The sequence below is a fragment of the Nocardiopsis xinjiangensis YIM 90004 genome, assembly GCF_000341145.1.
Lineage (GTDB): Bacteria > Actinomycetota > Actinomycetes > Streptosporangiales > Streptosporangiaceae > Nocardiopsis > Nocardiopsis xinjiangensis.
Genome location: NZ_ANBE01000022.1, coordinates 1 through 26,875, shown reverse-complemented (window position 1 = coordinate 26,875; position 26,875 = coordinate 1). Strand labels below are relative to the sequence as shown.

Annotated in this window: 25 protein-coding genes and 1 pseudogene; 9 read left to right on the top strand and 17 right to left on the bottom strand. The window is 69.5% G+C overall.

Annotated elements, in window-relative coordinates:
- Positions 1-58: 58 nt before the first annotated feature.
- From D473_RS0111555 to D473_RS0111535, 5 genes are all read right to left on the bottom strand, one after another.
- Positions 59-1,000: a sporulation-delaying protein SdpB family protein gene (locus D473_RS0111555; protein ID WP_152436819.1), complete on the bottom strand. Its 942-nt coding sequence runs from the start codon at positions 998-1,000 to the stop codon at positions 59-61.
- Complete coding sequence (locus D473_RS26570; RefSeq protein ID WP_083917980.1) at positions 997-1,587, bottom strand: SdpA family antimicrobial peptide system protein; 591 nt, start codon at positions 1,585-1,587, stop codon at positions 997-999. The genes D473_RS0111555 and D473_RS26570 overlap by 4 nt, the downstream gene beginning before the upstream one ends.
- Positions 1,588-1,724: 137 nt before the next feature.
- A complete protein-coding gene (locus tag D473_RS24725; protein WP_017609226.1) occupies positions 1,725-2,423 on the bottom strand; it encodes a hypothetical protein in 699 nt (232 codons plus the stop codon).
- 8 nt (positions 2,424-2,431) lie between these two features.
- Positions 2,432-2,821 carry an SdpI family protein gene (locus D473_RS26050; protein ID WP_017609225.1) on the bottom strand — a complete coding sequence of 130 codons (390 nt, stop codon included), beginning with the start codon at positions 2,819-2,821 and terminating at the stop codon, positions 2,432-2,434.
- A gap of 252 nt (positions 2,822-3,073) precedes the next feature.
- Entirely contained in the window at positions 3,074-3,757 is a 684-nt protein-coding gene (locus tag D473_RS0111535) for a hypothetical protein (protein WP_017609224.1), read from the bottom strand.
- Positions 3,758-4,065: 308 nt separating this feature from the next.
- Between D473_RS0111535 and D473_RS0111530 the strand changes: the two genes are divergently transcribed.
- Genes D473_RS0111530 through D473_RS26045 form a run of 6 tightly spaced genes read left to right on the top strand, consistent with a single transcriptional unit; the run spans position 4,066 to position 9,161 of the window.
- Complete coding sequence (locus D473_RS0111530; protein WP_017609223.1) at positions 4,066-4,413, top strand: DUF6507 family protein; 348 nt, start codon at positions 4,066-4,068, stop codon at positions 4,411-4,413.
- Positions 4,414-4,461: 48 nt separating this feature from the next.
- Positions 4,462-6,321, top strand: coding sequence for a hypothetical protein (locus D473_RS0111525; RefSeq protein ID WP_017609222.1), 1,860 nt, complete (start codon positions 4,462-4,464; stop codon positions 6,319-6,321).
- Positions 6,322-6,375: 54 nt separating this feature from the next.
- Entirely contained in the window at positions 6,376-7,242 is an 867-nt protein-coding gene (locus D473_RS27170; RefSeq protein ID WP_152436818.1) for a DNA/RNA non-specific endonuclease, read from the top strand.
- A gap of 38 nt (positions 7,243-7,280) precedes the next feature.
- Positions 7,281-7,709 (top strand): hypothetical protein, encoded by a 429-nt coding sequence (locus D473_RS28125; RefSeq protein ID WP_241474769.1) that lies wholly within the window; start codon positions 7,281-7,283, stop codon positions 7,707-7,709.
- A gap of 19 nt (positions 7,710-7,728) precedes the next feature.
- Entirely contained in the window at positions 7,729-8,781 is a 1,053-nt protein-coding gene (locus D473_RS25700; RefSeq protein ID WP_051043040.1) for a DUF6177 family protein, read from the top strand.
- On the top strand, positions 8,766-9,161 hold the full coding sequence (locus D473_RS26045; protein WP_051043038.1) for a DUF6177 family protein: 396 nt from the start codon (positions 8,766-8,768) through the stop codon (positions 9,159-9,161). Before D473_RS25700 ends, D473_RS26045 begins: the two co-directional genes overlap by 16 nt.
- A 60-nt stretch (positions 9,162-9,221) precedes the next feature.
- Here D473_RS26045 and D473_RS0111510 read toward each other — a convergent pair whose 3' ends face one another.
- From D473_RS0111510 to D473_RS0111485, 6 genes are all read right to left on the bottom strand, one after another.
- Complete coding sequence (locus D473_RS0111510; RefSeq protein WP_017609220.1) at positions 9,222-11,693, bottom strand: PEP/pyruvate-binding domain-containing protein; 2,472 nt, start codon at positions 11,691-11,693, stop codon at positions 9,222-9,224.
- Between the two features lie 87 nt (positions 11,694-11,780).
- Positions 11,781-12,440 carry a class I SAM-dependent methyltransferase gene (locus D473_RS0111505; protein WP_017609219.1) on the bottom strand — a complete coding sequence of 220 codons (660 nt, stop codon included), beginning with the start codon at positions 12,438-12,440 and terminating at the stop codon, positions 11,781-11,783.
- A 6-nt stretch (positions 12,441-12,446) separates the two neighbouring features.
- A complete protein-coding gene (locus D473_RS0111500; RefSeq protein WP_026126853.1) occupies positions 12,447-12,818 on the bottom strand; it encodes an STAS domain-containing protein in 372 nt (123 codons plus the stop codon).
- 360 nt (positions 12,819-13,178) lie between these two features.
- A complete protein-coding gene (gene meaB / locus D473_RS0111495; RefSeq protein ID WP_026126852.1) occupies positions 13,179-14,219 on the bottom strand; it encodes a methylmalonyl Co-A mutase-associated GTPase MeaB in 1,041 nt (346 codons plus the stop codon).
- Between the two features lie 53 nt (positions 14,220-14,272).
- The gene (scpA, locus tag D473_RS0111490; protein ID WP_017609216.1) at positions 14,273-16,489 is read right to left on the bottom strand and encodes a methylmalonyl-CoA mutase; all 2,217 of its coding nucleotides are present in this window, start codon (positions 16,487-16,489) and stop codon (positions 14,273-14,275) included.
- Positions 16,486-18,414 carry a methylmalonyl-CoA mutase family protein gene (locus D473_RS0111485; RefSeq protein ID WP_017609215.1) on the bottom strand — a complete coding sequence of 643 codons (1,929 nt, stop codon included), beginning with the start codon at positions 18,412-18,414 and terminating at the stop codon, positions 16,486-16,488. The genes scpA and D473_RS0111485 overlap by 4 nt, the downstream gene beginning before the upstream one ends.
- A gap of 263 nt (positions 18,415-18,677) precedes the next feature.
- Between D473_RS0111485 and D473_RS24710 the strand changes: the two genes are divergently transcribed.
- Complete coding sequence (locus D473_RS24710; RefSeq protein ID WP_017609214.1) at positions 18,678-19,355, top strand: hypothetical protein; 678 nt, start codon at positions 18,678-18,680, stop codon at positions 19,353-19,355.
- Between the two features lie 542 nt (positions 19,356-19,897).
- Here the strand turns inward: D473_RS24710 and D473_RS0111475 are convergent.
- The 3 genes from D473_RS0111475 to D473_RS0111465 all read right to left on the bottom strand — a co-directional run bounded on the left by D473_RS0111475 (position 19,898) and on the right by D473_RS0111465 (position 23,855).
- Positions 19,898-21,400 (bottom strand): outer membrane protein assembly factor BamB family protein, encoded by a 1,503-nt coding sequence (locus tag D473_RS0111475; RefSeq protein WP_017609213.1) that lies wholly within the window; start codon positions 21,398-21,400, stop codon positions 19,898-19,900.
- A gap of 127 nt (positions 21,401-21,527) precedes the next feature.
- Positions 21,528-22,148, bottom strand: coding sequence for a YigZ family protein (locus D473_RS0111470; protein ID WP_017609212.1), 621 nt, complete (start codon positions 22,146-22,148; stop codon positions 21,528-21,530).
- Between the two features lie 111 nt (positions 22,149-22,259).
- Entirely contained in the window at positions 22,260-23,855 is a 1,596-nt protein-coding gene (locus tag D473_RS0111465) for an SLC13 family permease (protein WP_017609211.1), read from the bottom strand.
- Positions 23,856-24,128: 273 nt separating this feature from the next.
- Between D473_RS0111465 and D473_RS0111460 the strand changes: the two genes are divergently transcribed.
- Positions 24,129-24,743 carry a superoxide dismutase family protein gene (locus tag D473_RS0111460; protein ID WP_017609210.1) on the top strand — a complete coding sequence of 205 codons (615 nt, stop codon included), beginning with the start codon at positions 24,129-24,131 and terminating at the stop codon, positions 24,741-24,743.
- A 120-nt stretch (positions 24,744-24,863) separates the two neighbouring features.
- Here the strand turns inward: D473_RS0111460 and D473_RS0111455 are convergent, their stop codons facing one another.
- Both D473_RS0111455 and D473_RS0111450 read right to left on the bottom strand, forming a co-directional pair.
- Positions 24,864-25,586: a YidC/Oxa1 family membrane protein insertase gene (locus tag D473_RS0111455; RefSeq protein WP_017609209.1), complete on the bottom strand. Its 723-nt coding sequence runs from the start codon at positions 25,584-25,586 to the stop codon at positions 24,864-24,866.
- 212 nt (positions 25,587-25,798) lie between these two features.
- Positions 25,799-26,098, bottom strand: a complete 300-nt coding sequence (locus tag D473_RS0111450; RefSeq protein ID WP_017609208.1) for a DUF6412 domain-containing protein — start codon at positions 26,096-26,098, stop codon at positions 25,799-25,801.
- Positions 26,099-26,328: 230 nt separating this feature from the next.
- Here D473_RS0111450 and D473_RS0111445 point away from each other — a divergent pair, with 230 nt between their 5' ends.
- Positions 26,329-26,643 carry a hypothetical protein gene (locus D473_RS0111445; RefSeq protein WP_026126851.1) on the top strand — a complete coding sequence of 105 codons (315 nt, stop codon included), beginning with the start codon at positions 26,329-26,331 and terminating at the stop codon, positions 26,641-26,643.
- 46 nt (positions 26,644-26,689) lie between these two features.
- Here D473_RS0111445 and D473_RS24705 read toward each other — a convergent pair.
- Positions 26,690-26,875, bottom strand: a pseudogene (locus D473_RS24705) (D-aminoacylase); the annotation flags it as partial.

The window sequence follows — 26,875 nt, the reverse complement described above, 5'->3', positions numbered from 1 at the left end:
CCACGCGCGCACGGGTCCCGGGTGGCGCGCACCCGGGCCCGTGCCACCTACGGGGCGCTCAGGCCTCGGCCCTCTCCCCCGGACCTCCGCGACGCGCGGCCGGGCCCCGGCGTGCGCGGGAGAGAGCAGGAGCCAGGTTCGGAGCCGTGGCGCACACGATCACACCCATCATGACAAAACCGAAGCTGACGATACCGATCTGGACCACGATCACCAGATGTAGGCACACGCTCAGAGTCGTCGCGATGAGCTGCTTCCGCCCGTTCATCAGGACGAGCACCGCGATGGCCGACTCCGCGAGGATGGTCCCCCACGTCGTGGCCAGAGCAACCAGGGGCAACGCCGTCAACCAGAGGGCCGGATCGGTGAGAACACCGGTCGTACCGAAGGTCTCCATGCGGGTCACGTAGTAGGTCGCAGTGCCGTCCTGCCACTGCTCCACCGACAGCTTGGCCAGGGCACTGTTCAAGTAGATATAGGCGACCTGCAGGCGCAGTCCCCAATGGCCGGCCCAAGCAATCCCCTGAAAGACCGACCCTGGGTGGGATGTCCCTTCGAGCGAGGCCTGCCAGTGCCACGTCCGGCGGTCGTTGACGCATGCCAGAACAAGGAAGAGGGTGCACACTTGGGCGACTGTCTCACCTCCGTCGGGGAGCGAGAACGACGTGTGGATCGACAGTGCGGCCCACAGGTGCAGAACGGAGGTGTACCTCGGGAGGAGGCCTGAAGCGACCACGAGCAGGATCGCCAGCATGATCCAGCTGATGACCTGCCGGTCAACCCCGTCGAAGAGACAGTATGCGGTGACGGAGCGGATCGCGCTGTCGCACTGGATCTGCGCCTCGTGCCCTCCCACAGGCACAAAAAGATGTGAAGCAGGCGTGAACAGAAAAACCGTCGCCTGCGCAAGAGCAATCACGGTCCGCCCGAACCCGAGGACCCGTGATTCGGCGTTGAAGGAGGCGATGGAGCTCCCGATTCTTCGGGTCAATGCATTCATCCGCACTCCGCTTCGATCATGACGGCCTCCTTGTCGAGGCGCCAACCGTCGTAGTTCTCCCTGTATGACCACGGAACCGGCTCGGTCTGTACCAGGACCACAGGACCGCACAGGGTCGCCACCGGGGAGGAATTGTGGATCGTCTGCACGGCGCCCTGCTCGACCACTGTCTCGATGCAGCGGTCACGATTTTCGGAACAGTCGACCCACTCCTCGACCTGGTTCGCCATGTTCGCCATTTCCGGACCTTGCGCCCTCTGCTCACGCGACAATCCGAAGATATTGTCCGACCGACCATTGGGGAACTGGGATGCGAACTCGACCGCCTCACCCCCACGAACGCTGTAGGGGATAACTTCCGCGTCGTTGGGTGGTTTCGTGAAGAATGGCCAGTTCTGCGGAAGGAGTTCCACAGAAAATGTTCTTACAGCTCCTCCGTCACGAACCGACAGAACGTTGCTGGGGAACGAGAAGAAAATGGACCCCAGAAGCAAGGAGGAAACCAGGACCAGTGTTGCGAGTCCGGCAACCGTAGCCTTCTCGCCTGCACGTTCACCGACCTTTTCGCCCGTACCTCTGTCACCCATGATGATGTACTCTCCGTGCCTCTTCCCGCCCCCTGAAAGGGTCGACGGCCGACCGCCGGGCGTCCGCCGCAGGGGGCGTGACTCCTCGGCGGCCGACTTCTTACTGGTGACAAGCCCCGTCCGACCGGGGTAGCTGTCTACGAACCGAAGGCCGTGGCGAACTCGTTGACGAAGTGCTCCCGCTCGAACCCGGCGCCCTGGGGCCCGGAATCGTCGAGGTAGAGCTTGACCACGGCGACGGCGGCCAGAGCGAAGGTGGCCACACCGGCGTTCGTGTAACCCACGACGTTGGCGACACCGAGTGCGTTCGCGTAGATGGCGACGTTTGCGCCCTGCCACGTCCACCCGGCACCACTCGCCTGCTCCTCCCAACCGTCGCCGAGCTCTTCGGCGGAGACCTCCATGAACTCCATGAAGGACCCCGTGAAGGCCATGAGCGCACGGTCGACCTCGTCGGGGTCGCCGGACTGGAGCGGCTGGGAGACGAGCTCGTCGAAGTCCGGTTCGAACTTCAAGTACTCGTCGATGATGACAGCGAGCCCCTCCGTGTCGGTGTGGGGCTTTTCCTCGTCGAAGCCCAGGAGCCGCGGGAGTTCGGGGTGGTCCTCGGCGATCGGCCCTTGCGCGGCCAGCAGGAGCTGCAAAATCTCTTGGTCGCTGTAGTCGGCGATCGGGGAGAGGTCCTCTTTCAGTTCCGCCCGCCCCGGGTTCTGTTCAGTGACCTGCTGTTGGACGCTGTTGGGCGCCGTCCCGGCAGTGGCGGGTACAGCGACGACACCGCCCACCCCCAGCACGAGAGACGCGACCGTCGATACGGCGATGAAACTCTTACTCATCTGATGCCCTACTGTTGGTTCGCTTCTGCCTCGGCCCCGGACTTGTTCGCGATCCGTGTGGCGACGATGAGGGTCACGCACACGGCCAAGAATCCGGATCCGGGCACGAGCAAAACGGCCGGACCGAGAGAGTCGGAGAGAGCGCCGAACACCGTCAGCGCAGCCGAAAGCAGCGCCATGAAATACCCGGTCAGCGCACCTCCGAGCAGCCAAGGTCCAGCCGCGAGATGCCCCGCCTCCCAAGCCACATCCGAAGAAGTGGTGATTTTGGTCCTGATTCCGATCGCGGAATTCTTGTCCAATGTTCCGTTCTTCGTGGCCACCTTGATGAAATGCACGACCCCTGAAAGGAACAGCAGCCCTACAGCCGCACTGATGATTCCACTGAGGTCTTCCACTGGTACAACCTTCCCGATACCGCTATCACGAAGTGACACATGGAACCATGACGGAGACACATGCACCTCGTCGCCAGAGGGGGGCTCCAAGAAGGTACAGGAACAACACCGGAACGCGCCGTGATGTAATATTTACACAGCGTCGGAGGCCCGGGATAGGCCCCGGGGCAACCCCAAGGATGATCAGGGGTTTCCGACCTTTTCAGACCTCCCCAGGGAAACAGAACGCAGATCGGTTCTGACCGGATCCGGTCATTCTTCTCGGCGTTCCGGAGCCCCACAGATTCCGGCACGGCCGTAACGCTCGTCGTAGGCCTTCCGCAATGCCTGTGCCCTGCGGCGGCGCCGACAGGCCAACAACGGGAACGCGACCAGAAAGGCGAGCGTGATCACCACCAGCATCGCGTGTGCGGCGGTCACCGGCCCCCGAGCCATCTGCAGCCCCAGGTTCAAAAGGTTCACGAGCATGAGGGCCATGAACAGCGCCACGTAACGGAGCGACGCCACGCGCTCGGCCTGCACGCTCAGACGGCGCGCGAGTGCGTCGACCTCGGGGTGCCCGCTGAGCCAGCCCCGGCGCACCTGCCGGTTCGCCGCCTTCCGGTGGTGCGGTCCCGCATCCTCCGGGGAGGCCTCGACCCCGAGCACCCGGCGGAACATCCTCTGGAACAGGTGGAAGAGCCCTGCCCCCAGGAGCGCGACCGCGGCCAGTGCTCCCACGGCCGGCCATGCGAGTTCCGGTGGGATGCCGTCGCGGGGCAGTAACAGCAGCAAGGCCGCAGGGACCACGAAGAGCAGCACGAGGCCGGCGGAGACCAGGCCCGCTCGCCTGGCGTACTGGCGCGGGTTGTTCTGCCCGTAGGCCTGTATCCACCAGAGGTGGCGTTCGGGGGGCGCAGCCTCGCGGCTCGGGGGCTCATCCGTGTTTTCCGCCATCTCCGACCCATGGCCGTACGACGGAGCAGCAAACACACTCGTGCCCGGCGGCGGGCTCAGGGACCCGCTGCTCGTGCCCGCCGGCCCTGTCCGTGTCCGGTGTCACATACGCCCCCTCCATTCTGGAGGTCGGGGCGTCGTCCCTGGTCGGAACAGGCCCCCTCCATGAGGCACAGGACGAACGTGAAAGGCCCACGAAACACCTCAAAGACATTTCCACACACAGTGCGACACAATCCCCACACGGGGTCGGTCCTGCGAACCGGCCCGTGTTTCGTTCGGTCGGCAAACAGGCGCAGGGAGGTTGTGTGTCCGCTTGGAACATCCAGGTCCCCGAGGTCCGAGGGGTCCTGACGACCGTCTCCGGCCATATCGGCGACGAAGACGGAAGCAGCGGCCTGACCGGGGACTCCGTGGCTCTGGGCGAGGCCACCACCGAGGCCGAGGCGGCCGCCTCGAGTGTGCCCATCAGCGTGGCCCTGGGCGAGTTCTCCGAGTACGTCTCCGGTCTCGTCGGCGGCATCGTCGAACTGACCGCCTCGGCCGTAGGGGGCGCGAGCGAGGCCACGGGCCACTACGTCGCGGGCGACCTGGAGATGGCGAGCGAGGCCCAAGGCAACATCGGCGAGGTCCCCGACCCCCAGTACTCCGACTGAGCCGACCCGCTCGCGCCTGCCCCTGAAATCCCCCACCCCCCTGAGGACATGGACGACGCCCCCTCCTCTTTCGACATCGGCCCCTGCGCGGCCCCGGCCTCGGACGGCGGGGTCAGCCCGTCGATGATCCCCATCCCGAAGATCGACCCCGATGAGCTCGAGACCGCCGCCTCGGACCTACGCACCGCCGGCGAGAACATCGAGGAGACCGCCGGCGACATCAAGGCCTCGTGGGGAGCGCTGACGCCGGTCTACGAGGCCCCCGAGTCCGAGACCCTGTTGGGCGCTCTCGACCCGGTCACGGTGGACGCCTCCGACGTGGCCACCGTCACCGAGGACGCGGCATGGGCCCTCGAAGGCTTCGCCATCAACGCCCGTTCCATCAAGCAGACCCTCATCGGCCTCAAGGAGGAGGCCGAGGAGTTCCGCGCGGAGGTGGGCTGGGACGACGAGTGGCTCGACGACGAGATCCACCGGGCCACCAACAACGGGATCAACAACCGTGTGGCCGAAGCGGTCCAGGCCTACCAGGAGGCCGAGCGCGAGTGCGCCAACGCCATCGGCGCGCACTACGACGGCACCCTGTTCAGTGGTTACTCCGACAAGGCGCGCCACGACCAGACCGAGATGCCCGGAGAGCGCGACAAGGAGCTCTACGGGGTCTCGGGCGACACCGTGGACCAGGCCAACCCCTGGGGCAGTTCGGTCGCGGAACCCACCGGACACATCGAGGACAGCCTGGCCGGTGTGGGCACCTTCATCGTGGGTCAGGCCGTCGGGGTCGGAATGGCGACCGGGGTGTGGCGCGACGGCCAGGCCGCCTACCCCTTCGGGACCGAGTGGGGCGAGAACATGGGCGCCAACCGGTCCGACGCCCAGGAGACCTTCTGGGCCGTGCTCGGCTCCAACGCCCGAGGGGAGTGGGAAGACCCGGGTGGTTGGCAGGCCCAGTGGGAGAACAGCCAGGCGGCTCTGGCCGAGATCGGTGACTCCATCGTCCCGGTCAGCGAATTCGACGACCGGCCCGGCTTCACCGTCACCAACGGCACCCTGAACGTGCTGTCGATGCTCTCGCCCACCAGTTGGCTCCGGGTCTCGGGCGACACGTCCGGTGGGTTCGACACCGGCACGCCCGACGCGGACGGAACCGGCGGTGACAGAGGCGGTCAGGGGACCTCGCCCACCACACCCGGGGGTGCGGGCGGCACCGACACCGTGCCCTCACCCGAGCCTCCGGCCACCCATCCCGATCTGACGTCGTCGCTGCAGAGTATGGACGAGTCACTGCAGCGGCTGGAGGACCAGCTGGGCGGTGGCCAGGGTGGCGCTCCGGACCTGGGCCCCGGACCGGGACCGGAGGCACCGACCCCGCCGGCTACGCCCGAAGGCCCCGGCCCGGCGAGCCCCGGCGATGGGAACGGGGCTGGTTCGGAGGGCCGCGGGGACGGGTCGTCCGGAGAGCAGACGCCCGCACCGACGCCCCATGACAGCACGCCCGGGGAAGGCGGGAGTGACTCTTCCGGTTCCACGACGCCCGAGGACGGTCCGGGACAGGGTGAGACCGATGGAGGGTTCCGCAGCGAACCGGGGGCCGGCACGCGAGACGGCACCGACACCCCGCCGCGCGACGTTTCCGACAGCGGCCGGCGTGAGGGGGCACAGGACCGTTCCGGAACGGAACCCGACCCCACCGGCCAAGAGCTGCGCGAAGGCACCAGGGACGCGGGCGCGGACCGTTCCGGTGACCCCTGGACCACGTCCCCCGACGGGCAGAACCCCTCGCCCGAAGCACCGGCCCTGCGCGACCCCGACGAGGAAGGTTCCCGGACTCCGACCGTCGACGAAGGTGGCACCAGTAGCACCAGTGGAGACCTGGGACCTCCGTCCTCTGGCAATGGGAGGGGCTGAGGTTCCGACAACGGGTCGAGTGCGCCGGTACACGTCGGCCCCGACGACTCCCTCATGCCGGGTCCTACGGAGCGCTTCGGCGACGGCGCCGACCTGGAACCCAACCGCACCTACGAGATCACCGATTCAGAGGGGCGTTCGAGTACCTACTTCACCGACTCCGGCGGCAAGATCACCGAGATCCACACGGATGCGCGGACGCGTGGAGCAGACCATCCTGAGTTGCTCAACCCTCACAAGGATGCCAAGTACGTGGTCCGGACCGGCGGAACGGAGTACACCTACTACACCGACTCCAACGGCCGCACGGTCCGCGCAGAAGGCGAGCTCGACTATGGAAAACATGACCGAAACAAGGACGCCCAAGACAAAATCGGCCAATGGGCAGATGAATATTTCACGGAACTTAATCATCAAATCATTGAAGACTTCAAGGCGGACCACGGGCGCAATCCAAACCCCGGAGAAGTAGAGCTTTGGAAGACAGGGTCAAAAACATGGAATGGCGGACACCTCTACGCATCAGGTAAACTTCATGGCCCGGGAGAACACCTTAATCAGGTCGCCATGCTTACGGAAGTGAATCAGCATCGCGTAGCAAATGGAGGAATAACAGGAAATTACAGGAATGCAGAGCGGACATGGGAAGCCCTCCTAGAAGGAAAAGAGCATTTGCTCAGGGGAATTCTCAAGCAAGACTACGATGAAGTAATGTCCACTCTAGGGCCAGCCCTAGAATCCGGCCCGAGGCCTCCCAAGATCGAGACCAGCATCCGGATGACCGATGATCCAAATCTGGAACCAATCACCCTGAAAGATGGGACTGTAAGATATCCTCCCCCGAGTGACATCCGAGTGGACTGGAAGGTCAACGGAGTACCGCAAAAGAAATTGCACTACGAAAACCTACCCATTCAGTAACACAAAGGGAAAATATGAGGCCGCCAAAAGTTGGCAACATGACCCCTGAAGAGCAAGAAGAAATTCTGATTAGAATTGGACGATCTTTCCTGGAGGCAGCAACAAGGGAGTGGGAGGAACTTACTTATGAATGGGACGGCCTGAAGGGGTTCTCCACCGACGGACTCTACCTTCGAAGTCCCAATGGAGAACGAGACCTCGTCCCCTTTCCTGAAGTAATCATCGACGTCAAGCGCCTCCGCTCTGGCATGTACCAAAAAGGCCGGGGTACCTGGTTCTCGATGCGCTATACCATCACCCCACCCACCCACTACGACGTCACCTTCAACTACGACGACCCACCCAAATTCCTCTTCAGTCCCTCACCCCACGGCTATGCCGACGACCTCGCGCGCTTTCCCCGGGATCCAGAGCACATTCCCGCCTGGCTCCAACAAAAAATCGACGAAGCCAACAACGACACCTGACACCCATGAACCAAGCCCCATGAGCCTCACTCTCACTGCCCTCCTGGAACAGCCTCCCGGCATCGACGGCCTCACGCGCGCGCTCGTGGCGGCCGGCCCCGCGCTCCGGGTCCGGCTCGTCGCCGACGGCGCCCTCGTGCAGCTCCGGGACGAGGACGGCCACCTCGTGGCCACGGTCCGCGCGGCCGAGTGGCAGGCGACCTCCGCCGAAGCCGAGCGCGTGCTCGACGTCCCGCTGCCCGACGAGACCCCCGCACAGCCCTGGTGGGTGGAGGCACGGGCCACCACTCTGGGCAGGGCCGAGTACGGCGCTCGTGACGTGGTCCGGCGGTTCGGTAACTACCTGGTCGAACACCACGGAGGGGTGGTGCGGGAGCCGCTGGAACACCTTCCGCCTTTGGAGAGCTTCCTGCGCGCGGGCACGGACGACCCCGTCACGGCAGCGGTCACCGAGCACACGGCGGTCCTCGTGGAGGACCGTCCTCTGGTGTCGGCGTCGCCTTGGCTCATGGAGGCCTTGGCACTGCACGCGCGCGCACGCCGCGGGCTGCAGATCGTGACCCCTCCGGGGGCGCGGGTGACCCGGCCGATGGCGGAGCTGTTGACCACTCCGCTGGTCCGGTGGGTGGTGGCCGAGGGCACGGGCCACCGGGACGGGCTCTCCGCCGAACCGTTGTCGTGGGACCCCGGGTACGGGTTCGTCTCGCTCCGCCCCGGAACACGCAGGGCCTTTCCCCCGCGCTCCGAACCCGCCCCGGACGAGGACGAGCACCAGCTCCTGGTGTCGTTGAAGACCGTCCACCCCGCGGACGCCGATCTGGAGTTGGGAGCGGCGGTGGAACTCCTCGCCGAGCACCTGGCCGGCGGTCCGCCCGCGCTCCTGGGGGTGAACGAACCGCTGTCGACGGAATGGGACCCGGCGGTACTCACACGCATCGCACGGCGACGGGCGCCCGGGCCGGCCTGGATGGCGTTCTCCGGCGCCCCGGGCCCTGTGCGGGCGGGTGGCACGCGTCGTTCCAGGGCACGGTGCGCACGAGGCGGGTCCCTGACGGGGTGCGCGAGACGGTGACCTTCTCGGTCTCCTTCCCGGGAGAGGAGGCCCCATCCCTGGACCCGGTGGCCGAGGCGGCGTCGGAGCTCGTCCAGAACGGTTCCCTGCACGCGATGGAGGTACGGCGGGGACGCGGTCCTGCGGACCTGACGCGACGCCCCTTCCTTACCGGGGCGATGGCCCCGGCTGCGGTCGCGCTGGGGGTGGAGCCGCTGGAGCGCCTGGGCCGTTCCGAGATGCTGAACGGTCCGGTCCCCGGCACGCCCTTGGGCCCGTGGCTCGCCCCGGGCGCCTGGTACGACCTGCAGGACCGGCAAGCGCAGACACCGGACCCCTGGTACCGGATGAGTCTGCTCCTGGAGCAGCTGCGCCGTCCTCCCGCCTCCGCTCACCGGTGAGGACGCCTCCACCAAACCCTTCGCTGCGCCAAGAACGGTGACCCGTCGTCCGCGCCGCCCTCACCCCGCTTCCCCGGTGTCGTCGACGCGGACGGTCCCGGCGTAGCCGTCCACCGTCACGGTCTGGCCCTCGCGCAGGGTCTCGGTGGCCCCGCGCAACGAGATGACCGCGGGTATCCCGTACTCGCGGGCGACGGTGGGGCCGTGGGCGACGGTCGATCCGGTCTCGACGACGAGCGCGGAAGCGGTCATGAACAACGGCGTCCATCCCGGGTCGGTCGTGGGTGCGACGAGGACGTCTCCGGGGTTCAACGAGGCGCCCAAGGGGTCGCGGATCACACGTACCCGCCCGGTGGCCGTCCCCGGCGCGGCCGGCACCCCGACCAGGAGCCCGTTCTCCGGCTCGGGCGCGGGAAGGGCGGCCTCCAGGTCGGTGCCGTCGGACAGCAGCAGCGGCGGAACGTGGCGGCGCCGCAGTTCGCGCCGGTACTCGGAACGGCGGCGGGTCACCGTCGCGCGCGGATCCTCGCCCATGACGGCGCGGCCTGCCTCGGCCAGGTCGAGGAACATGATGTCCTCGGCGCTTTCGAGGCGCCCGCGTTCGGCGAGGTCGGCGCCGACGCTCAGCAGTTCCCGACGGGTCTCGGCGATCGCGTACAGCCACACGAACTTGGGGTACTCGCGCAGGCCGCCGAGCTTCCGGGCCCGGTCGAGGAAGAAGTCGGCGACGGCGGCGCGCCACGGGGACCGGCGGCGTGCGCGGGCGACGAGGTCGGCGCGGGTTCGTTCGGCCTCCCGTGCTGCGCGTTCGAAGCGCCGGTCGGGTGACTCCTCGGCGCGGGTGACCCTCAGATAGTTGGCCAGGAGCGTGAACACCGGGGTGGGGTCCTCGGTCCAGCGGGGCACACCGACGTCGATCTCCGCGGCGCTGCGCCGTCCGTACCGTTCGAGGAAACCGTCCAGACCGATGTCGGGCAGGCGTCCCTGCCGGTAACGGGCGGCGAGCTCCTCGGGGTCGTGTCCGAGGAAGAGGTCGCTGTGGTCGGCGGCGCGCCGGGAGACCCGCCACAGGTCGAGGTCCATCTCGGTGGTGACGTTGTGCGGCATGCCGCGCAGAACCGTTTCGGTCTCGCCCTCCTCGGCGATCCCGGCGAGCACGGCGCGGGGCAGCATCGCGGCGACGAGGCCGGCGTAGACGGGGCCGAGCATCCCGGTGATGGTCTCCAACGCCCGGTGTTGGAGTGTTTCGGAACGGTGGAGGCGGGCTGCGGCCCCGTCCGGTTCGGCGGGATCCCGGACGGTCTCGGCGCCCAGCTCCTCACCGAGCCGGAACAGGTGTTTCCGGGTCCCCTCGGGGTCGACGAGGGAGGAGACCGCGTCCCGGAGTACACCGGCTGCCAGGGGCAGGCACCGCAGGGCCGCCCGGGTGGCGGTGGTGAGGGCGGGACCTGCGGGCAGGGGCGTGAAGCGCGGGTCGGACAACAACCGTTCGAAGGCGTGCCCGGCCCTGGGCCCGTACAGTTGCATGGATCCGGGCAGGGCTCCGCGGATCCACGGTGTGCGCACGAGGCGGGTCACGTCGAGGTAGAAGCGGCCCCCGATGTCGGCCACCAGGGCCCTGGCACCCGCGGAGGAACTTCCGAGCCCGGTCGAGGCGACCCAGGTGCCGGTGACCGAGCGGAGCACGGACATGCCCATGGGGGTGAAGGGCCGCAGCATCCCCTGCATGTGTCCGCCCTCGAAGTAGACCCGGCTCTCCTCGCTTCGGGGCGGGAGGGGGAAGAGGGTGGTGACGGCGCGGGACTGCAGGATCCACCGGGTGCCGTCGGCGTCGAAGGCCCACTCGATGTCGCGCGGACCGTGCTGGGCGGTCTGGAGGCGCCGGCCGGCATCGTGCAGGGACTCGACCTCGGTACGGGTGAGGCAGCCGTCGTCGGGGCCGGTGATGTGGCCGTCGGTGCCGCGCACGTAGTGGTCGGGGTGTGCGGTCCCGTCCACGACACCGGTCCCGAGTCCGCGCGTGGCGTCGACGACGGTGGTGTCGCGGGTTCCGGTGACGGGGTCGGCGGTGAACAGGACGCCGGCGGTACGGGGTTCGAGCATGCGTTGCACGACCACGGCCATGCTCACGGAGCCGTCGGGGATCCCGAAGTCCCGGCGGTAGGCGACGGCGCGTTCGGTCCACAGGGAGTCCCAGCAGCGGCGGATCGCACGGACGATGTCCTCGGTGCCCCGCACGTGGAGGTAGGTGTCCTGCTGTCCGGCGAAGGAGGCCTCGGACAGGTCCTCGGCTGTGGCGCTGGAGCGCACCGCGACCGTGCCGCCGCCGAGGCGCTCGTAGGCGGCGGCCACGGCCTCCTCGGGGACCTCGCGTGAACGGTGGGCCCCGGTGGTCACGCAGAACCCCGCAGGCACGTTCTCGCCGGCCCGGAGGACCTCGGCGAGCCCGGTGGCCTTGCCCCCGACCAGGTCGCGCATGTCCGGTGTGATCGCATCGAGGTCGACGACGTGCCCGGGTGCGTGTTCGCTCATGTGCCCATGATCCTCATGGGCTGCCGCGATTCCCAGGTTTCATACCGGGCGCGTCCGGCCCACAGCGGGCATCGGACCTCTCGGGCCTCACTCCGGGCGGGTCCATACCAGGCTGTAACGCCAGAACAACAAGCGCCGCACCCGCGCCCCGGGCAGGCGTCGGGCGGCCTCGGCGCGGATCTCGGGCAGGGACTCCACCGGGTCGCGCACGCGCATGGGCGCCTCGGGCACGGCGGGCGCATCGGGCAGGCGAGCCAGTGTGCGTCCGACCCTCAGCCCTGCGCCGATGAACCACTGGGGTCCGAGGGCGGCCACGCTCGTGGCGAGGTCGGCCGGGTGGGCCTCCCGGTACAGGCCCAGCACCAGGAGGGTCCCGCCGGGCGCCACGGCGCCGGCGAGACGGTCGAGGCCGGGTCCGAGCGGCATGTGGTGGAGCGCGGCGACGGCGGTGACCGCGTCGTATCCGCGAGGGTCGAGGAGGGCCTTCTCGAAGGGGACCGCGCGGTAGTTCACGCCCAGACGCGCAGGGGTCAGGGCGCGGGCGCGTGCGATCACGGCAGGGTCGGCGTCGAGGGCGTCCACGGTCGGTCCGAGGCCGGCCAGGGTGCGGGCCAGGCGCCCGTCGCCACAGCCGACGTCGAGCACACGGGCGGCGTGCTCGGGGAGCCGGCGGATCACATGGCTGTGGTAATGGCTGTTGTGGTCCCAGGACAGGTCGAGGGCGCTTCCGGGAGGTCGGTGCGGCACGGTGGCTCAACCGGCCTGGCTCTTGGCCTCCAGGGCGTCCATGGCACTGACGGCGGCGGCGACGTTCTGGTGGACGGGGACCTGGCGGTGGAGCCCGACCAGGCGCACGACCTTGGTGACCCGTTCGTTGAGGGCGGCCAGCGACAGGGAACCGCCGGCCTCACGCACGGAACGGTAGGTACTGATGATGACGTTGAGTCCGCTGGAGTCCATGAAATCCAGCGCGGACAGGTCCAGGATCAGCCATGGCCCGTGCTCGTCCATGGCCTGCTGGACGTGTTCCCGGAGGTCGTCGGCGGTCGCGATGTCGAGTTCTCCCTCGATCGCGACGATCACGCTGCGGCTCTCCGCCCGCGTGCTCAGTCCGAGCCTGTGCACGTTCACTCCTCCCGGCCCCACGTGGCGATGTTGAGGGGTCCCTTGCTTCACCTTATGCAGACCGGGCAACCACGCCCGCCAGGGCCGAGGTCCACTCCCACCTCGTCGTCCCCGGCGCGGGGAAGCGCTCGACGTGTCCGCTCGATCTGGTAGGTCGGACACTCACGGTATAAGCGAACCGCCGCTTCGGGAATGGTGTCCAGGAAGAAATTTCGTCTCCTGGTCACGAACCCGACCCGCAAAGGCCTGGTATCACCCATTCACCGTGGGTCATTTAACGACATGACGCACGCTCTTGCGGATACCGGACAGTATCTCAGGCCTTTTCCCACCGTCCTGCACCGCCCCCGTGCCGACGGGTCAGGCCTCCGGGAAGCCATCACGTTGGGTGAAGGCGCGGAGCAGGCGGCGGGCGGCGAGCGTGGCGGTCGTCTCCCCCGAACGCACCTCCTCCTCGGCCCCCGGGACGAGGCCGCTCACCTCCGGGTCGTGCAGGAACCCGTCCATGAGCTGGTCGCGGATCTGGTCCCACATCCAGCTCACACGTTGGCGGCTGCGGCGCCGGTCCAGCTCACCCGAGGCCGACAGCACGTCCCGGTGCTCGCCCACGGTCGACCACACCCGGTCGAGCCCCTCCCCGGTCATCCCGCTGCAGGTCAGTACCGGCGGGCGCCAGTCCGGGTGGAGCGGTTGCAGCATCCGCAGCGCACGGGAGAGCTCCCGGGCGGCCTTGCGGGCGTCGGCGGCGTGCGGACCGTCGGCCTTGTTGACCGCGACCACGTCCACCAGTTCCAGGACACCCTTCTTGATGCCCTGGAGCTGGTCACCGGTGCGCGCCAGCGTCAGGAAGACGAAGCAGTCCACCATGTCGGCGACCGTGATCTCGGACTGGCCGACCCCGACCGTCTCCACCAGGACCACGTCGAAACCTGCGGCCTCCATGAGCAGCATGGTCTCGCGGGTCGCCCGCGCCACCCCGCCGAGGGTCCCGGCCGTCGGGGAGGGCCGGACGAACGCGTTCGGGTCGTTGGCCAGGCGTTCCATCCGGGTCTTGTCCCCGAGGATGCTCCCGCCGGTGCGGCTGGGGGAGGGATCCACCGCCAGCACCGCGACCCGGTGCCCGTCCTCGGTGAGCATGGAACCGAACGCGTCGATGAACGTCGACTTGCCGACGCCGGGCACCCCCGTGATGCCCACCCGCTGCGCCTTCCCGGTGTGCGGGAGCAGCCGGACGAGCAGATCCTGGGCGGCGCGCACGTGGTCCGGGCGGCGCGACTCGACCAGCGTGATCGCCCTGGCCAGGGTCGGCCGGTGCCCGGACAGCACACCTTCGGCCAGCGCGGGCACGTCCACGGCACGGCGCCGTCGCGGTGTGTTCGGCGTGGAAGCGGCCACGCTCACTCCCCTTCTCTGTGGCTCGGGGCCGGCGGTCCCCCGAACAGACCGGTGCCGGTTCACGCCTGTTCTTCGACCTGTTCCTCCAGCTGGTCGAGGAGGCCGACCGCGGCCTCGGCGATGACGGTCCCGGGTGGGAACACCGCCGCCGCGCCGGCCTCGTGGAGGGCCTGGACGTCGTCGGGCGGGATCACACCGCCCACCACGACCATGATGTCGGGACGGTCCAGCTCCGCGAGCTCCTCCCGCAGCGCCGGGACCAGGCTCAGGTGCCCGGCGGCCAGGGACGACACCCCGATCACGTGCACGTCGGACTCCACCGCCTGGGTGGCGACCTCCTTCGGGGTCTGGAACAGCGGACCCACGTCCACGTCGAAACCGAGGTCGGCGAAGGCGGTCGCGATGACCTTCTGGCCGCGGTCGTGCCCGTCCTGACCCATCTTGGCGACCAGGATGCGGGGGCGGCGGCCCTCGGCATCGGCGAAGTCGTCGACCCGCTGCGTCACCCGGTCCATGAGGCCGGCGGCGTCCTCACTGTGGGAGGCCTCGTCCTTGTACACACCCTGGATGGTACGGATCTGCCCCGAGTGACGGCCGAAGACCTTCTCCATGGCGTCGGAGATCTCCCCCACCGTCGCCTTGGCGCGTGCGGCGTCCACGGCGGCGGCGAGCAGGTTGGACTCCAGGCTCTGGTCCGCCTTCGACTCGCGCGAGGCCGCCTCGGACAGGGCGTTCAGTGCGGAGGTCACGGCCTCCTCGTCGCGTTCGGCGCGCAGCAGCTCCAACTTCTCGAGCTGTTCGGCGCGTACCCGCGAGTTGTCGACCCTGAGCACCTCGATGTCGTCGGGTGTGTCCGGGCGGTACTTGTTGACGCCGATGACGGGCTGGCGTCCGGAGTCGATGCGCGCCTGCGTGCGGGCGGCCGCCTCCTCGATACGCATCTTCGGCAGGCCGGCGTCGATCGCGGCGGCCATGCCCCCGGCCTTCTCCACCTCCTGGATGTGCTCCCACGCCTTGGCGGCCAGCTCCTGGGTGAGGCGCTCGACGTAGTAGCTGCCGCCCCACGGGTCGACCGTGCGCGTGGTACCCGATTCCTGCTGCAGCAGGAGCTGGGTGTTGCGGGCGATGCGCGCGGAGAAATCCGTCGGCAGCGCCAGCGCCTCGTCGAGGGCGTTGGTGTGCAGCGACTGTGTGTGGCCCTGGGTCGCCGCCATCGCCTCCACACACGTGCGGGTGACGTTGTTGAACACGTCCTGCGCGGTCAGCGACCACCCGGAGGTCTGCGAGTGGGTGCGCAGGCTCAGCGACTTGGGCTCGCTCCCGCCCAGGTCGCCCACCAGGCGGGCCCACAGCAGGCGGGCGGCGCGCAGCTTGGCGACCTCCATGAAGAAGTTCATCCCGATCGCCCAGAAGAACGACAGGCGCGGCGCGAACGCGTCCACCTCCAGCCCCGAGCTCTGCCCGGCCCGGATGTACTCGACCCCGTCCGCGAGGGTGTAGGCCAGCTCCAGATCGGCCGTGGCCCCGGCCTCCTGCATGTGGTAGCCGGAGATCGAGATGGAGTTGAACTTCGGCATCCGCTGCGACGTGTAGGCGAAGATGTCGGAGATGATCCGCATCGACGGCTGCGGCGGATAGATGTAGGTGTTGCGGACCATGAACTCCTTGAGGATGTCGTTCTGGATGGTCCCCGAGAGTTTCTCCGGGGGCACACCCTGCTCCTCGGCCGCCACGATGTAGAGCGCCAGGACCGGCAGCACCGCACCGTTCATGGTCATGGACACACTCATGCGGTCCAACGGGATCCCGTCGAACAGCCGGCGCATGTCGTAGATGGAGTCGATGGCCACACCGGCCATGCCCACGTCACCGGACACACGCGGGTGGTCGGAGTCGTAGCCGCGGTGGGTCGCCAGGTCGAAGGCGACCGACAGGCCCTTCTGCCCGGCGGCGAGGTTGCGCCGGTAGAAGGCGTTGGACTCCTGGGCCGTGGAGAACCCCGCGTACTGGCGGATCGTCCACGGCTGGTTGACGTACATGGTCGGGTACGGGCCCCGCAGGTACGGGGCGATGCCGGGCAGGCCGTCGACGAAGTCCAGGCCCTCGCGGTCGGCGGGGGTGTAGAGGGGCTTGACGCCGATGCCCTCGGGGGTCTCCCACTCCAGGGCGCCGGGGGCCTTGCCGGTACCGGCCTCGACGGCGGCGCTCCAGTCGGCGGCGCCCTCACCGGAGAACGCGGGCGGCTCCGCGGCCACCTCGGACAGATCCGGGATCATGCCTTCTCCCCCTCTTCGTGCACGGCCTGTGCCGGCGGGTCGGTGTACAGCAGGTCCACCAGGTCGGTCAGGATCTCGACGGCGTCGCAACCCTGGTGCGCGAAGGCGTCCACCCCGGCCTGCCGATACACGTCGCGGGGCGTGCCCGCGAGCAGCACCCGGCGGGCACCGGCGCCCTTGAGGGCCCTGGCGGCGTCCTCGGCGTGCTCGGCGTAGAGCTCGTCGGAGCCGCAGAGGACCGCCACGCGCGCCCCGGAATCCGCGAAGGCGTGCGCGGCCGCCTCGGCGCTTTCCGACGGACCGGGGTCGAGGGCGGCCACACCCCCGGCGGCCAGCAGGTTCGTGGCGAAGGAGGCGCGGGCGGTGTGCGCGGCGACGGGACCGAGCGTGGCCAGGAACGCCGTGGGGCGCTGCCCGGTCATGCGCTCCTGCGCGTCGGCGCGGTCGCGCAGCGCCTCGAAGTCCTGGGCGTAGCGACGCTGCGGGAACCCGTCGGGCACCGGCGACCGTGCGGGATCGGCGGGGCGCTCCAGTGGGATCTCGGCGGCGTCGGGGAACTCGCTGACGCCGGTGAGCGGGGACCTGCGGTGGGCGATGTCGGAGCGGCGGCGCTGCCACACCTCGTCGACGCCGGCGCGCAGCACCCCGTCGTCGAGGGCACGGGCCGCGCCTCCGGAGGCCTCAATGTGCCGCAGGAACGCCCACCCGGCCTCGTAGAGGTCCTTGGTGAGGGACTCCACGAAGAAGGACCCGCCGGCCGGGTCGATGACCCGTGCCAGGTTCGATTCCTCCTGGAGGATCGCCTGGGTGTTGCGGGCGACGCGGCGCGCGAAGTCGTCGGGCAGGCCCACGGCGGAGTCGAAGGGTTCCACCGTGACGGTGTCGGCGCCCCCGATCCCGGCGGCGAAGCAGGCCACGGTGGTGCGCAGCATGTTCACGTGCGGGTCGCGGCGGGTCGTCATCGCTTCGGACGTGGTGGCGTGCAGTCGCATGGTGCGCCGGTCGGGGCTCACCCCGCCGGTCGCGAGGACCTGGTTCCACATGGCACGTGCGGCGCGGAGCTTGGCGATGCCGGCGAACTGGTCCGCGCTCACGGCCAGGCGGAACTCGATGCGGTCCGCGGCCTCGTCCGGGTCGATGCCGGCCTCGTGCAGGGCGCGCAGGTAGGCGGCACCGGCCGCGAGGGCCCATCCGAGTTCCTGTGCGTCCGAGCCGCCGGCGTTGTGCACGACGGTGCCGTCGGCGGCGAGGAGCCCCAGGCGGGGGCGGCCGCGGGCCCGGTCGGCGGCGAAGCGTACGGGGCCGGTGACGTCGGTGGCCTCGCCGGTCCGGGCTGCGGTGCCCAGCGGGTCGATGCCCAGGTGGGAGAGGACGCGCCCGTCGGGGACCCCGGCGTCGGCGTGTGCGGCGAGCAGGGCGTCGGCGGCCTCCGCGTAGGAAGGTCCCGCGTCCAGCAGGACCGGGGCGAGGTCGAGGTGGACGTCGGTGAGGGCCTCTCCGAGGCGGTCGGCGGGCACTCCGTCGGCCCCTGCGGTGATCCACAGAGAGCCGGCGCCGTTCATGAGGTCCTCGTGCACACGGCGGCGCAGGAGGACCGGGTCGGTGTCGGTGTGCCGGGCCCGCACGTCCCACCCTGTGGCGACGTTGCCGTCGGCGCGGTACCCCCGGGTGAAGGGGGGCGCGCCCGGGAAACCGGGGTCGGCGGCGGGCGGCTCCGAGGTGTGGAGGGGGGCGATCCCGAACCCGTCGTAGGAGGTGGCGGCCAGCACCGACTCCGGTGCGTCGGCGAGCCGTTCCTCGGCGACACCGCTCTTGCGCAGCACACCCGCGACGAGTTCCCGCCACCGCTCGGTGGTGGCGTCGGGGAACCCTTCGGCCAGGTTGGGGGCGCCCGCTGCGGCGGCCCCGTTCTCAGGGAGGTCCATACTCCGGATGGTAGAGAATCACGTTCGGTTTCGGGACCACGGGGGCGCCGATGCCGTGCCGCCGCAGGCCACCGGACCGCCACGGGACCACCGTGGCCCGTCTCCCGCCATGGTCCCACGAGAGCGTGCGCCGCGTCACACACACGTTCGGTGAACGGAACGGGACTCTCGGGGGTCCCACACCACGCCGCGGGCACGTCGAGGCCCCACGCCTTGCCCGGCCCGCCTTCCGACCGACCCCACGATCGAGAGACGACACGAGCATGAAGACCCCCGCACCCCGTCGGCGCCTGCCCCTCGCCCTGACGGCCGTCGGCACTGCCCTTGCACTGGCCGCCTGCGGGGCCGAGGAGGCCTCCGAGGAGGACGGAACGCCCGCCGAGGAGGAGCAGCAGGAAGCCGCCGCCGACACGGTCGAGTGGCGCAACGGCCCGATCCCGGACGAGGAGCCCGGTGTGGCCCCCGAGGAGCTGGACGAGCTCCGGCCCGAGGGCAGCGACGACCTGGCCGAGACGCTGGGCGCACGGGCCACCGACGAGCTGACGCGCACGGCCGGTGTCATCGACGAGGACGCCACGTGGGACTGCCCCTCCTTCGAACACGAGGAGGGCGAGCAGTTCACCTGCACCGTCACGTTCCTGGGCGAGGACTTCGAACAGCACGTGGAGCTCGGTGAGGTCGGCGGATACACGACCCGGTACCAGAGCGCTCTCACCGAGATGCCGGTGGTACGCGACCACGTCGAGGACTCGATCCGTCACCAGGCCGAGGCCGAGGACGTGTACTGCGACATGGATCCGCTGGTGCGCGTCTCCCAGGAAGAGCAGGACGAGCTGGACACGCTCGACATCGACTGCCACGCCCTCGTCGACGGAGAGGCCGACGAGTGGGTGGTCGCACCCCACATGCAGGGCGGGATCGTGGTCGCTCCCGGGTACTGAGCACGGGCCGTCCCCGGCTCCGCCGGTCCACCGTCGGAGCGCGCCGGGCTTTTCTCTGCACCGAGCGCCTCCCGGAGAGAAAAGAAAACGGGTGCATTCGGGCCAATTGCAACAATGCGGGGTTGTTGAATTCTGAACCTCGCCCTCGCGCGCAACCCCGCCGAGCCGGGAAAAACCCTGACCCTTTTTGGAACCGGCTTCCGCAGCCGCCCGAGGAAGGATCGGTGAACCACAACTGAAAACACGGTGACCCGCGACGGCTAACGTGCCGCCCGGGGCCGTGGCCGGCAACTCGTTTCCTGCCGCATCCCGGCCCCACGCATCCCGGACCCGCGCGACCGTGAGCGTCAGGGGCGGCAGCGCCGGCCCGCCCGTCTCTGAACCGAGGCTCCTCCGTTCGGTGGCCCGGAAGCGTGGTGCCACCATCCCCTGGAGGAGGCCGCCCGAAGGCTTCACTCCTGGACCGGCCCTTCCTCACGACCGTCGGGTACCGAGCGAACGCTGGTACGGCCTCCGGTCGACGGGACGGAGTCCCCCGGGCCTCAGTCCTCCTCGGGGGACTCCGAGGCCTCCTCCTCATCGGTGTCCTCGCCCGGAGGCGGGCCGTGGACGAAGCGCTGGCGGTCCTGGACGAGGATCGCGTGCCCGCTCCCGGTCACGGCCTCCACCCGCGCGGAGAGTTCGTCGTCGACGACGTCCATGGTGACGGCGTCCAGCACCAGCTGGGAACTGTCGGTGTCCCCGCCGCGCTGGTCTCCGTAGACGAGCCCGTCGTGGGCGAAGGCGGGGGAGATCGCGGTGTCTTCGTCCTCCAGGCCCCAGCGTTCCTCCCCCTCGGCGAGGTCGACGGCGATGGAGGATGCGGCTCCGCTGGCCTGCTGCAGCAGCAGGGTCCCGGTCTCCTCGTCGTAGAGGCTTCCGGTGGCGCCTGCGGCGGCGAAGGGTTCGGCGGCCGGGTTGGTGCCGGGCTCCTGGAGCCTCCACCGGGTCTCGCCGGTATCGAGATCGTGGGCCGACAGGATGGAAGGTGCCTCGGGTTGGGCCCAGCGCAACAGGAGCAGGCCGTCGTCGGGGCTGTCCTGGTCGCTGTCCTGCGCGCCGTCCCCGTTCCCGTCGGTCCCGTCGGTCTCCTCGGCGTCCTCGTTTCCGGGAAGGTCGTACTGCCCGAGGATCTGCGGGACGGCGCCGGTGGCGGTGTCGGGCAGGTCGAGCTCCTCGTCCTGGCCGGTGACCGACCACAGGTCCTCGCCGGCCTCGTCGGGGTCCAGGGAGTGGGCGCCCAGGGCGGAGTCACCGTCGCTCAGCAGCACCGTGTCGTCCCACGCGGCCACGGGAACGCCCAGGGGCGGTCCGGTGCCCTCGTCCTCGGAGTCCCCGCCGTCACCGTCCTCAGAGCCCTCGTCGGAGTCCTCGCTGGAGTCCTCCTCGGAGCTGCCCCCGTCCCCGCCCTCCTCGGAGCCGTCCTCGGGGGGCTCGAAGTCGTAGCTCCACAGCTCGTCGCCGTCGGTGTCGGAGACGGTGAAGGCACCGCCGGGTTCCTCGGCGGACCACTCGTCGGGGTAGTCGACGGCCCGCCCGTCCAGGTAGACCTCGTCGGCGTCCTCGGCGGTCCACACCTGTTCGCCCTCGGGATCGAGCACGAAGGGCACGTCGTCGGAGTCGGCCATGAGCAGGACGGGGTCTCCGGCGGAGTCGGAGGCGAAACCGCGGAACCCGGCCTCGCCCTCCCACAGGGCCTCGCCGGTCGCGGCGTCGTGCAGGAGGTGCTGGTCCCCGCCGTCGGAGCTGATGAGGAAGGCGCCCCCGACAGGGCTGATACGCACGCCCCCGTCGTCGAGCACGGGGTGCACGTCCGCGTCCTCACCGTGCAGGTGGCGCAGGATCTCCCCGTCCAGCCCGGGAGGCACCTCGCCCCGGAACTCGGTCGGCGGCGGCGAGGGCTGCTCATCCCCGCCCTGCGGTTCGGGTGGCTCGGGGTCATCCGTGCAGCCGGTCACCAGCAACACCGCGATGCCACAGGCGAGGGGCACGCGTGAGCTGCGCATGGTTCGTCACTCCCCATGAACGATGACGTATCACGGCAAATCCTAAGCCGAGCGCCGGAGGATCGACACACACCGGTCCCCGCTCGTTACCGCCCCTTGGCCGGGGTTCCGGTGCGCGCCAGGGGTTCTAGGGTTCGACCTCCACGACGGTGGTGCCCTTCACCTCGTGGTCGGCCCTGCCCCCGGTGATCTCGGCGAGCCACACCCCGAACTCCTCGAGTCCGTCCTCGGGCAGGGCGACCCCGATGCATACACGCGCCTCGTAGGAGACCCCGCGGACGGTGTAGGGGGAATCGCGCAGGTCGCTCTCCAATCGCCCGCCGAGCACGTAGTCGGCGAGGACGTCCACCAGCAGCAGAACACGCCGTTCCAGGACCCCGAACTCGTCGACGGCGGCCGACACGGAGTTCCCGTAGGCACGGATGAGACCGCCGGCGCCGAGCTTGATCCCACCGAAGTAGCGCGTGACGACGGCGACGGTGTCGGTGAGTGCGCGGTGGCGCAGGACCTCGAGCATGGGTACACCCGCAGTGCCTCCGGGTTCACCGTCGTCGCTGGAGCGCTGCACGTCGCCGTCCTCGCCGAGCACGTAGGCGGTGCAGTTGTGGGCGGCGCTCCAGTGCTCCTTGCGCCGGTCGGCGATGAACGCGCGGGCGGCGTCCTCGCTGTCCACCCGTGCCAGGGCACAGATGAACCGGGACTTCTTGATCTCGGTCTCGTGTTCGCCGCCGCGTCTGATCGTTCGCATGTCGCCTGTTCAACGAAGGTCGTGGTTGCACCAGTCTGCCGGATCCCCGCGGCGGGCCGTGCCCCGGTACGGCCCCGCTTCCGCCCTGGCACGGACGGGGAACGGGGGTGTTCACAGGCCGAAGACCCAGAGCACGGTCGTGTACATGGTGGCGAGCACCAGGAAGAGGGACACGATGTTCAACAGGATCCCGGCCTTGACCATCTGTCCGATACGGATGTAGCCGGTCCCGAACACGATCGCGTTCGGCGGGGTGGCGACCGGCAGCATGAAGGCCAGGCTCGCCACGAGCGCGGCCGGCACGACCAGGGTCAGGACCGGCAAGTTCAGGCCCAGGGCCACACCCGCCATGACCGGGACGAAGATCGATGCCGTGGCCGTATTGCTGGTCAGCTCGGTCAGCAACAGGACGATACCGGCGACGATGAGGATGAACACCCAGCCGGGGACCTCGCCCAACCCTTCGACCCGTTCACCGACCCACAGGCTCAGGCCGCTGGAACCGAACTGGGCGGACAGGCTCAGCCCGCCGCCGAAGAGCAGGAGCACGCCCCACGGCAGTTTGACGGCCTGTTCCCAGTCGATGGCGCGCACACCGCGGCGCCCGTCGACGGGGATGATGAACAGGACGACGGCCGCTGCGATGGCGATTCCACCGTCGGTGAAGTTTCCCAGCCACGGCAGTGCCCCGCCGATGCCCTCGGTCCCGGCCAGGAGCGGGATGAAGATCCAGGCCGCAGCCGTACAGACGAACACGGCCAGGACGGTCCACTCTCCGCGCGACATGGGGCCGAGGCCGCGCAGTTCCCGACGGATGTGCGAGTGGGCCTCTCCGAGGTCCTTGGTCTCGGGCGGGTAGACGATCTTGGTCAGCAGGATCCAGCACAGGACGAGGAAGAGGGCCGCGAGCGGGGCGCCGACGATCATCCACTGACCGAAGCCGAGGGTGATGTCGTGCTCCTGTGACAGGTAACCGGCCATGAAGGCGTTGGGCGGAGTACCGATGAGGGTGGACACCGAGCCGATCGACGAGGCGTAAGCGATGCCCAGCATGAGGGCGGTCGCGAAGTTGGCGTCGGTGCGGCCGTCCCTGAGCTGGGTGACGAGACCGATGACGGCGAGGCCGATCGGCAACATCATCATGGCGGTCGCCGTGTTGGAGACCCACATGGTGATGAAAGCGGTGGCGAGCATGAAGCCGCCGATGATGCTGACCGGCCCGGTTCCCACGGCGGCGACGATGGAGAGCGCGACCCGTTTGTGCAGGTTCCACCGCTGCATCGCCAGTGCGATCACGAACCCGCCCATGAACAGGAAGATGATGTCGTTGGCGTAGGGAGCGGTGACGTCGTCGATGGAGGTGCCCTCCAGGACGATGGGGAAGACCGCCAGGGGCAGCAGTGCCGTGGCCGGCAAGGGTAGGGCCTCGGTCATCCACCACACGGCCATGATCACGGCGACGGCGGCCACGATGGCGGCGTTGGGCGACAAGTCACCGGTCGGCGCCATGGACCCGTCGTCGCCTTCGACGGGCAACGGGATCTCGGGCATCGCCATGAAGACGGCCAGGCCGAGCAACGGGCCGAGCAGGAGGCCGATCACGCGGCGCACGATGGTGTTGCGCTCGAGCTCTCCGTCGGCGGCGGCTTCGGTGTTCGCGGGGTTGTCGGTGCTCCCGGGCGTCGGTGGATCTGGTGGCTGGCTCACGCTTCACACCCTTCAATGTGATATCCGTTACATAATTCACCCCCGCCTGCATGCCGAAACCCCGCCCCAGGGCCGGATCCGAACCGCGATCAACCCCCCGCCAAGCATGCCGAGCGTGACCGGTAGTATCCGGAGCGTCGCACCCGAGGGTCCCGCATCGGGCGCGCACACCCCTCGGAACCTCCGAGGCAGACATTTCGCACGCACAGTTATCAGATAAACACCTTGGGTAACACTGCGGACAGCCGTCGAGAAGACACCGGGAGTCCCGCCATGCGCACGATTCAGGTCGCCACCGGCCTTGCCCTGACCGCACTGCTCGCCGCAGGGTGCTCGGACGAGGGGCCCGACACCAGCGGCGCCGCGGGGGACGAGGAATCGGTCGCCGAGCCCACGAGCTCCCCCAGCGTGACCGCCGCGACCTTCCTCCCGCCCGGCGAGGGCGCCGGCGCGGTCACCTACGACGAGATGGCCGTCCCGGAGGGCGCCACCGCCGACGTGCAGGTCAGCACCACGGAGGAGGAGAGCGAGGTCCAGTTCACCGCGACCGGGTTGGAGCCCGACCGCGACTTCGGTGCCCACGTGCACACCGAGCCCTGTGGCGACGACCCCGGCGACTCGGGCCCGCACTACCAGGACGAGGTCGACCCGGCCGCCGACGAGGACAACCCCTCCGCCGACCCCGAGTACGCCAACCCCGACAACGAGGTGTGGCTGGACTTCACCACCGACGACAGTGGCAACGGTGACGCAACGGCCACCGTCCCGTGGCAGTTCCGCGAGGGCGAGGCGCAGTCCCTGGTGTTGCACGAGGAGCACACCGGCACCGAGGAGGGCGAGGCCGGCCAGGCCGGCGACCGGTTGGGCTGCGTGACCGTGGAGTTCTGATCCACGGACGCAGAACCGGCCGAACCGGAACCGGCCGGGACAGAACCACCGGTGCCCGGGGCCGAGCGGTCCCGGGCACCGCTGTCTCGGAAAGGGCCCGGCTCCCGGCCCGCCCGCGGATCAGTCCGGCAGCACCCGGCGCAGCACGAGCCGCTCCCCCAGCGCCCACGCGGTGGAGACCAGCAGGTAGAGCCCGGCCGCCAAGGGCACGAACGCGGCGATCACCGCGGTCACGTAAGGCATGTAGGTGAGGAGGCCCGGCATCGGCGGCCGGCCCTGTCCGTCCGCGGTGGGGTCGGTCCGCATCGTCGGAAGCATGACGTAGGTGCGCTGGGCCCAGGCGACCAGGGCGAGGAAGGCGATGAGCAGCGCGAAGACCGGTTCCACCGAGACCCCCTGGGCGAACGGGATCAGGGCCGACCCGAGCTCGACGCCGCCGAAGGTGTGGGACAGCAGGGGATCCGCGCCCCCGGAGGCACCGATGAAGACGCCGTACAGGGCCAGGACCACGGGCATCTGCGCGAGCGCGGGCAGGCAGCCGGCGAAGGGTGAGGAACCGGCCTCGGAGTAGACCCTGCGCTGTTCGGCGAGCATCTTCTCCGGGTCCTCGCGATGGCGGGAGCCGATGCGCGCCAACTCGGGTGCGATGCGGGCCCGCACCTTCTCGGCACGTACCTGGGCGATGCCGACAGGGACCAGCAGCAGGCGCACCCCCACGGTCAGGAGCACGACGGACAGGCCTGCCGCGGCGGCGGGAACGACGGGGGTGAGCAGTGCGGTGAGGGCGGCCAGGGCCGAGGAGACCAGGTCCATGGCGGCCGCGATGGGAGCGAAGCTGTACAAGGGTGGGGCCCTTCGTCCGGAACGGATGCGGTAGGGACGTCGGACCGCTCACTCCCACGCCTCGGGCGCAGGCTCTTCCGAACAGGGTTCCCCCGGGAACGCACTCTCCGGATGAGAACTGCCCGATCAGGCACTTCCCCGGACACGGCAGCACGGGAACGCCCGATGAGGGCGCGGCTGCATGCGAGGGTTCCGGCGGGACCGGGCGGAGGTCAGCGAGCGGTCGCGGGGACCGCTCCTGGCGCTCTGGGACGGGGCTTGCCCGCTGCCGCGGGATCGCACAACGTGACGACCTGCAGGCGTTCGGACCTACGGCGCATCGCACGTGCGGCGTCCGCGGCGGCCTCACCGGTGGGCCAGGGCGTCAGGCCCCGAACCAGGTACAGGACGAGGCAGGACGCGGCGGCGACCGCCACCAGGGCGAGGGTTCCGGGGGCCAGCGCGGTGACCAGGTCGGAGGGCAGGGCCCCCAGGGCCAGGAACTCCATGGCGAGGAGCAGGACGTAGTACACGTGCTCCTCCTCCGGTGTTCCGGCCTCCGACGGGCCGCGACGGCGCTCTGGGCAGATTTTAGAGGATCCGGGCCGCGTTGCCAACGGTCCGTCACCGGAGAAATTGGCCGACACTCCGCCTGAGCTGCGCCTGTTCTCCACACCCCTGTAGCTAAATGACACGGAGTAACCAACTCCGTGCGCGGCTGGGACCTCCGTGCCTGGAAGGCCCGGCAGAAAAGGGGAACCCTGTGCCGATTCGCCCTGCGAACCTCGCCACCATGTCCGCCACCATCGCCGGTGCGATCTCGGGGATGTCGAACAAGGACGACAAGAACACGATCCGCGTCGTCTTCGAGTCCGGCCACGAGCAGATCGTCGAGAACGGCGGCTGCCGGCCCCTCGAGACCGGTCAGGGCGGGGTCGTCACGATCAACAGCGACAGCAAGGTGCGGTTCGCCCTGTTCGCGGGGACGAGCTGCCAGAGCAGCCGGGCCCTCGCCTCCGGCCATGGTTCGGTGAGCTTCGGCGATCCGGTCCTGGCCGGAGCGGTCGTCATCGGCTGAGGGCCGCGGCGGGCGCGGGCCGGTCGGGGGCCGGGCCCTCGCTCGGTCACGGCCCGTTCCGGCGCACGGAACGCCCCGGGAGCCGTTCGGTACGCCGGCCGTCGCGGACCGTGAACTCACCACTGACCAGGACGTGCTCGATACCGACCGGCGTACGGCACGGGTCGTCGAAAGTGGCGCGTGCGGCGATGGTGTCGGGATCGAACACGACGAGATCGGCGACGGCACCGGC

Coding starts and splice junctions, on each gene's coding strand:
- D473_RS0111555 (WP_152436819.1), bottom strand. CDS start 1,000: ATGAATGCATTGACCCGAAGAATCGGGAGCTCCATCGCCTCCTTCAAC.
- D473_RS26570 (WP_083917980.1), bottom strand. CDS start 1,587: ATGGGTGACAGAGGTACGGGCGAAAAGGTCGGTGAACGTGCAGGCGAG.
- D473_RS24725 (WP_017609226.1), bottom strand. CDS start 2,423: ATGAGTAAGAGTTTCATCGCCGTATCGACGGTCGCGTCTCTCGTGCTG.
- D473_RS0111535 (WP_017609224.1), bottom strand. CDS start 3,757: ATGGCGGAAAACACGGATGAGCCCCCGAGCCGCGAGGCTGCGCCCCCC.
- D473_RS0111525 (WP_017609222.1), top strand. CDS start 4,462: ATGGACGACGCCCCCTCCTCTTTCGACATCGGCCCCTGCGCGGCCCCG.
- D473_RS27170 (WP_152436818.1), top strand. CDS start 6,376: ATGCCGGGTCCTACGGAGCGCTTCGGCGACGGCGCCGACCTGGAACCC.
- D473_RS28125 (WP_241474769.1), top strand. CDS start 7,281: ATGACCCCTGAAGAGCAAGAAGAAATTCTGATTAGAATTGGACGATCT.
- D473_RS25700 (WP_051043040.1), top strand. CDS start 7,729: ATGAGCCTCACTCTCACTGCCCTCCTGGAACAGCCTCCCGGCATCGAC.
- D473_RS0111510 (WP_017609220.1), bottom strand. CDS start 11,693: ATGAGCGAACACGCACCCGGGCACGTCGTCGACCTCGATGCGATCACA.
- scpA (WP_017609216.1), bottom strand. CDS start 16,489: ATGATCCCGGATCTGTCCGAGGTGGCCGCGGAGCCGCCCGCGTTCTCC.
- D473_RS0111485 (WP_017609215.1), bottom strand. CDS start 18,414: ATGGACCTCCCTGAGAACGGGGCCGCCGCAGCGGGCGCCCCCAACCTG.
- D473_RS24710 (WP_017609214.1), top strand. CDS start 18,678: ATGAAGACCCCCGCACCCCGTCGGCGCCTGCCCCTCGCCCTGACGGCC.
- D473_RS0111475 (WP_017609213.1), bottom strand. CDS start 21,400: ATGCGCAGCTCACGCGTGCCCCTCGCCTGTGGCATCGCGGTGTTGCTG.
- D473_RS0111470 (WP_017609212.1), bottom strand. CDS start 22,148: ATGCGAACGATCAGACGCGGCGGCGAACACGAGACCGAGATCAAGAAG.
- D473_RS0111460 (WP_017609210.1), top strand. CDS start 24,129: ATGCGCACGATTCAGGTCGCCACCGGCCTTGCCCTGACCGCACTGCTC.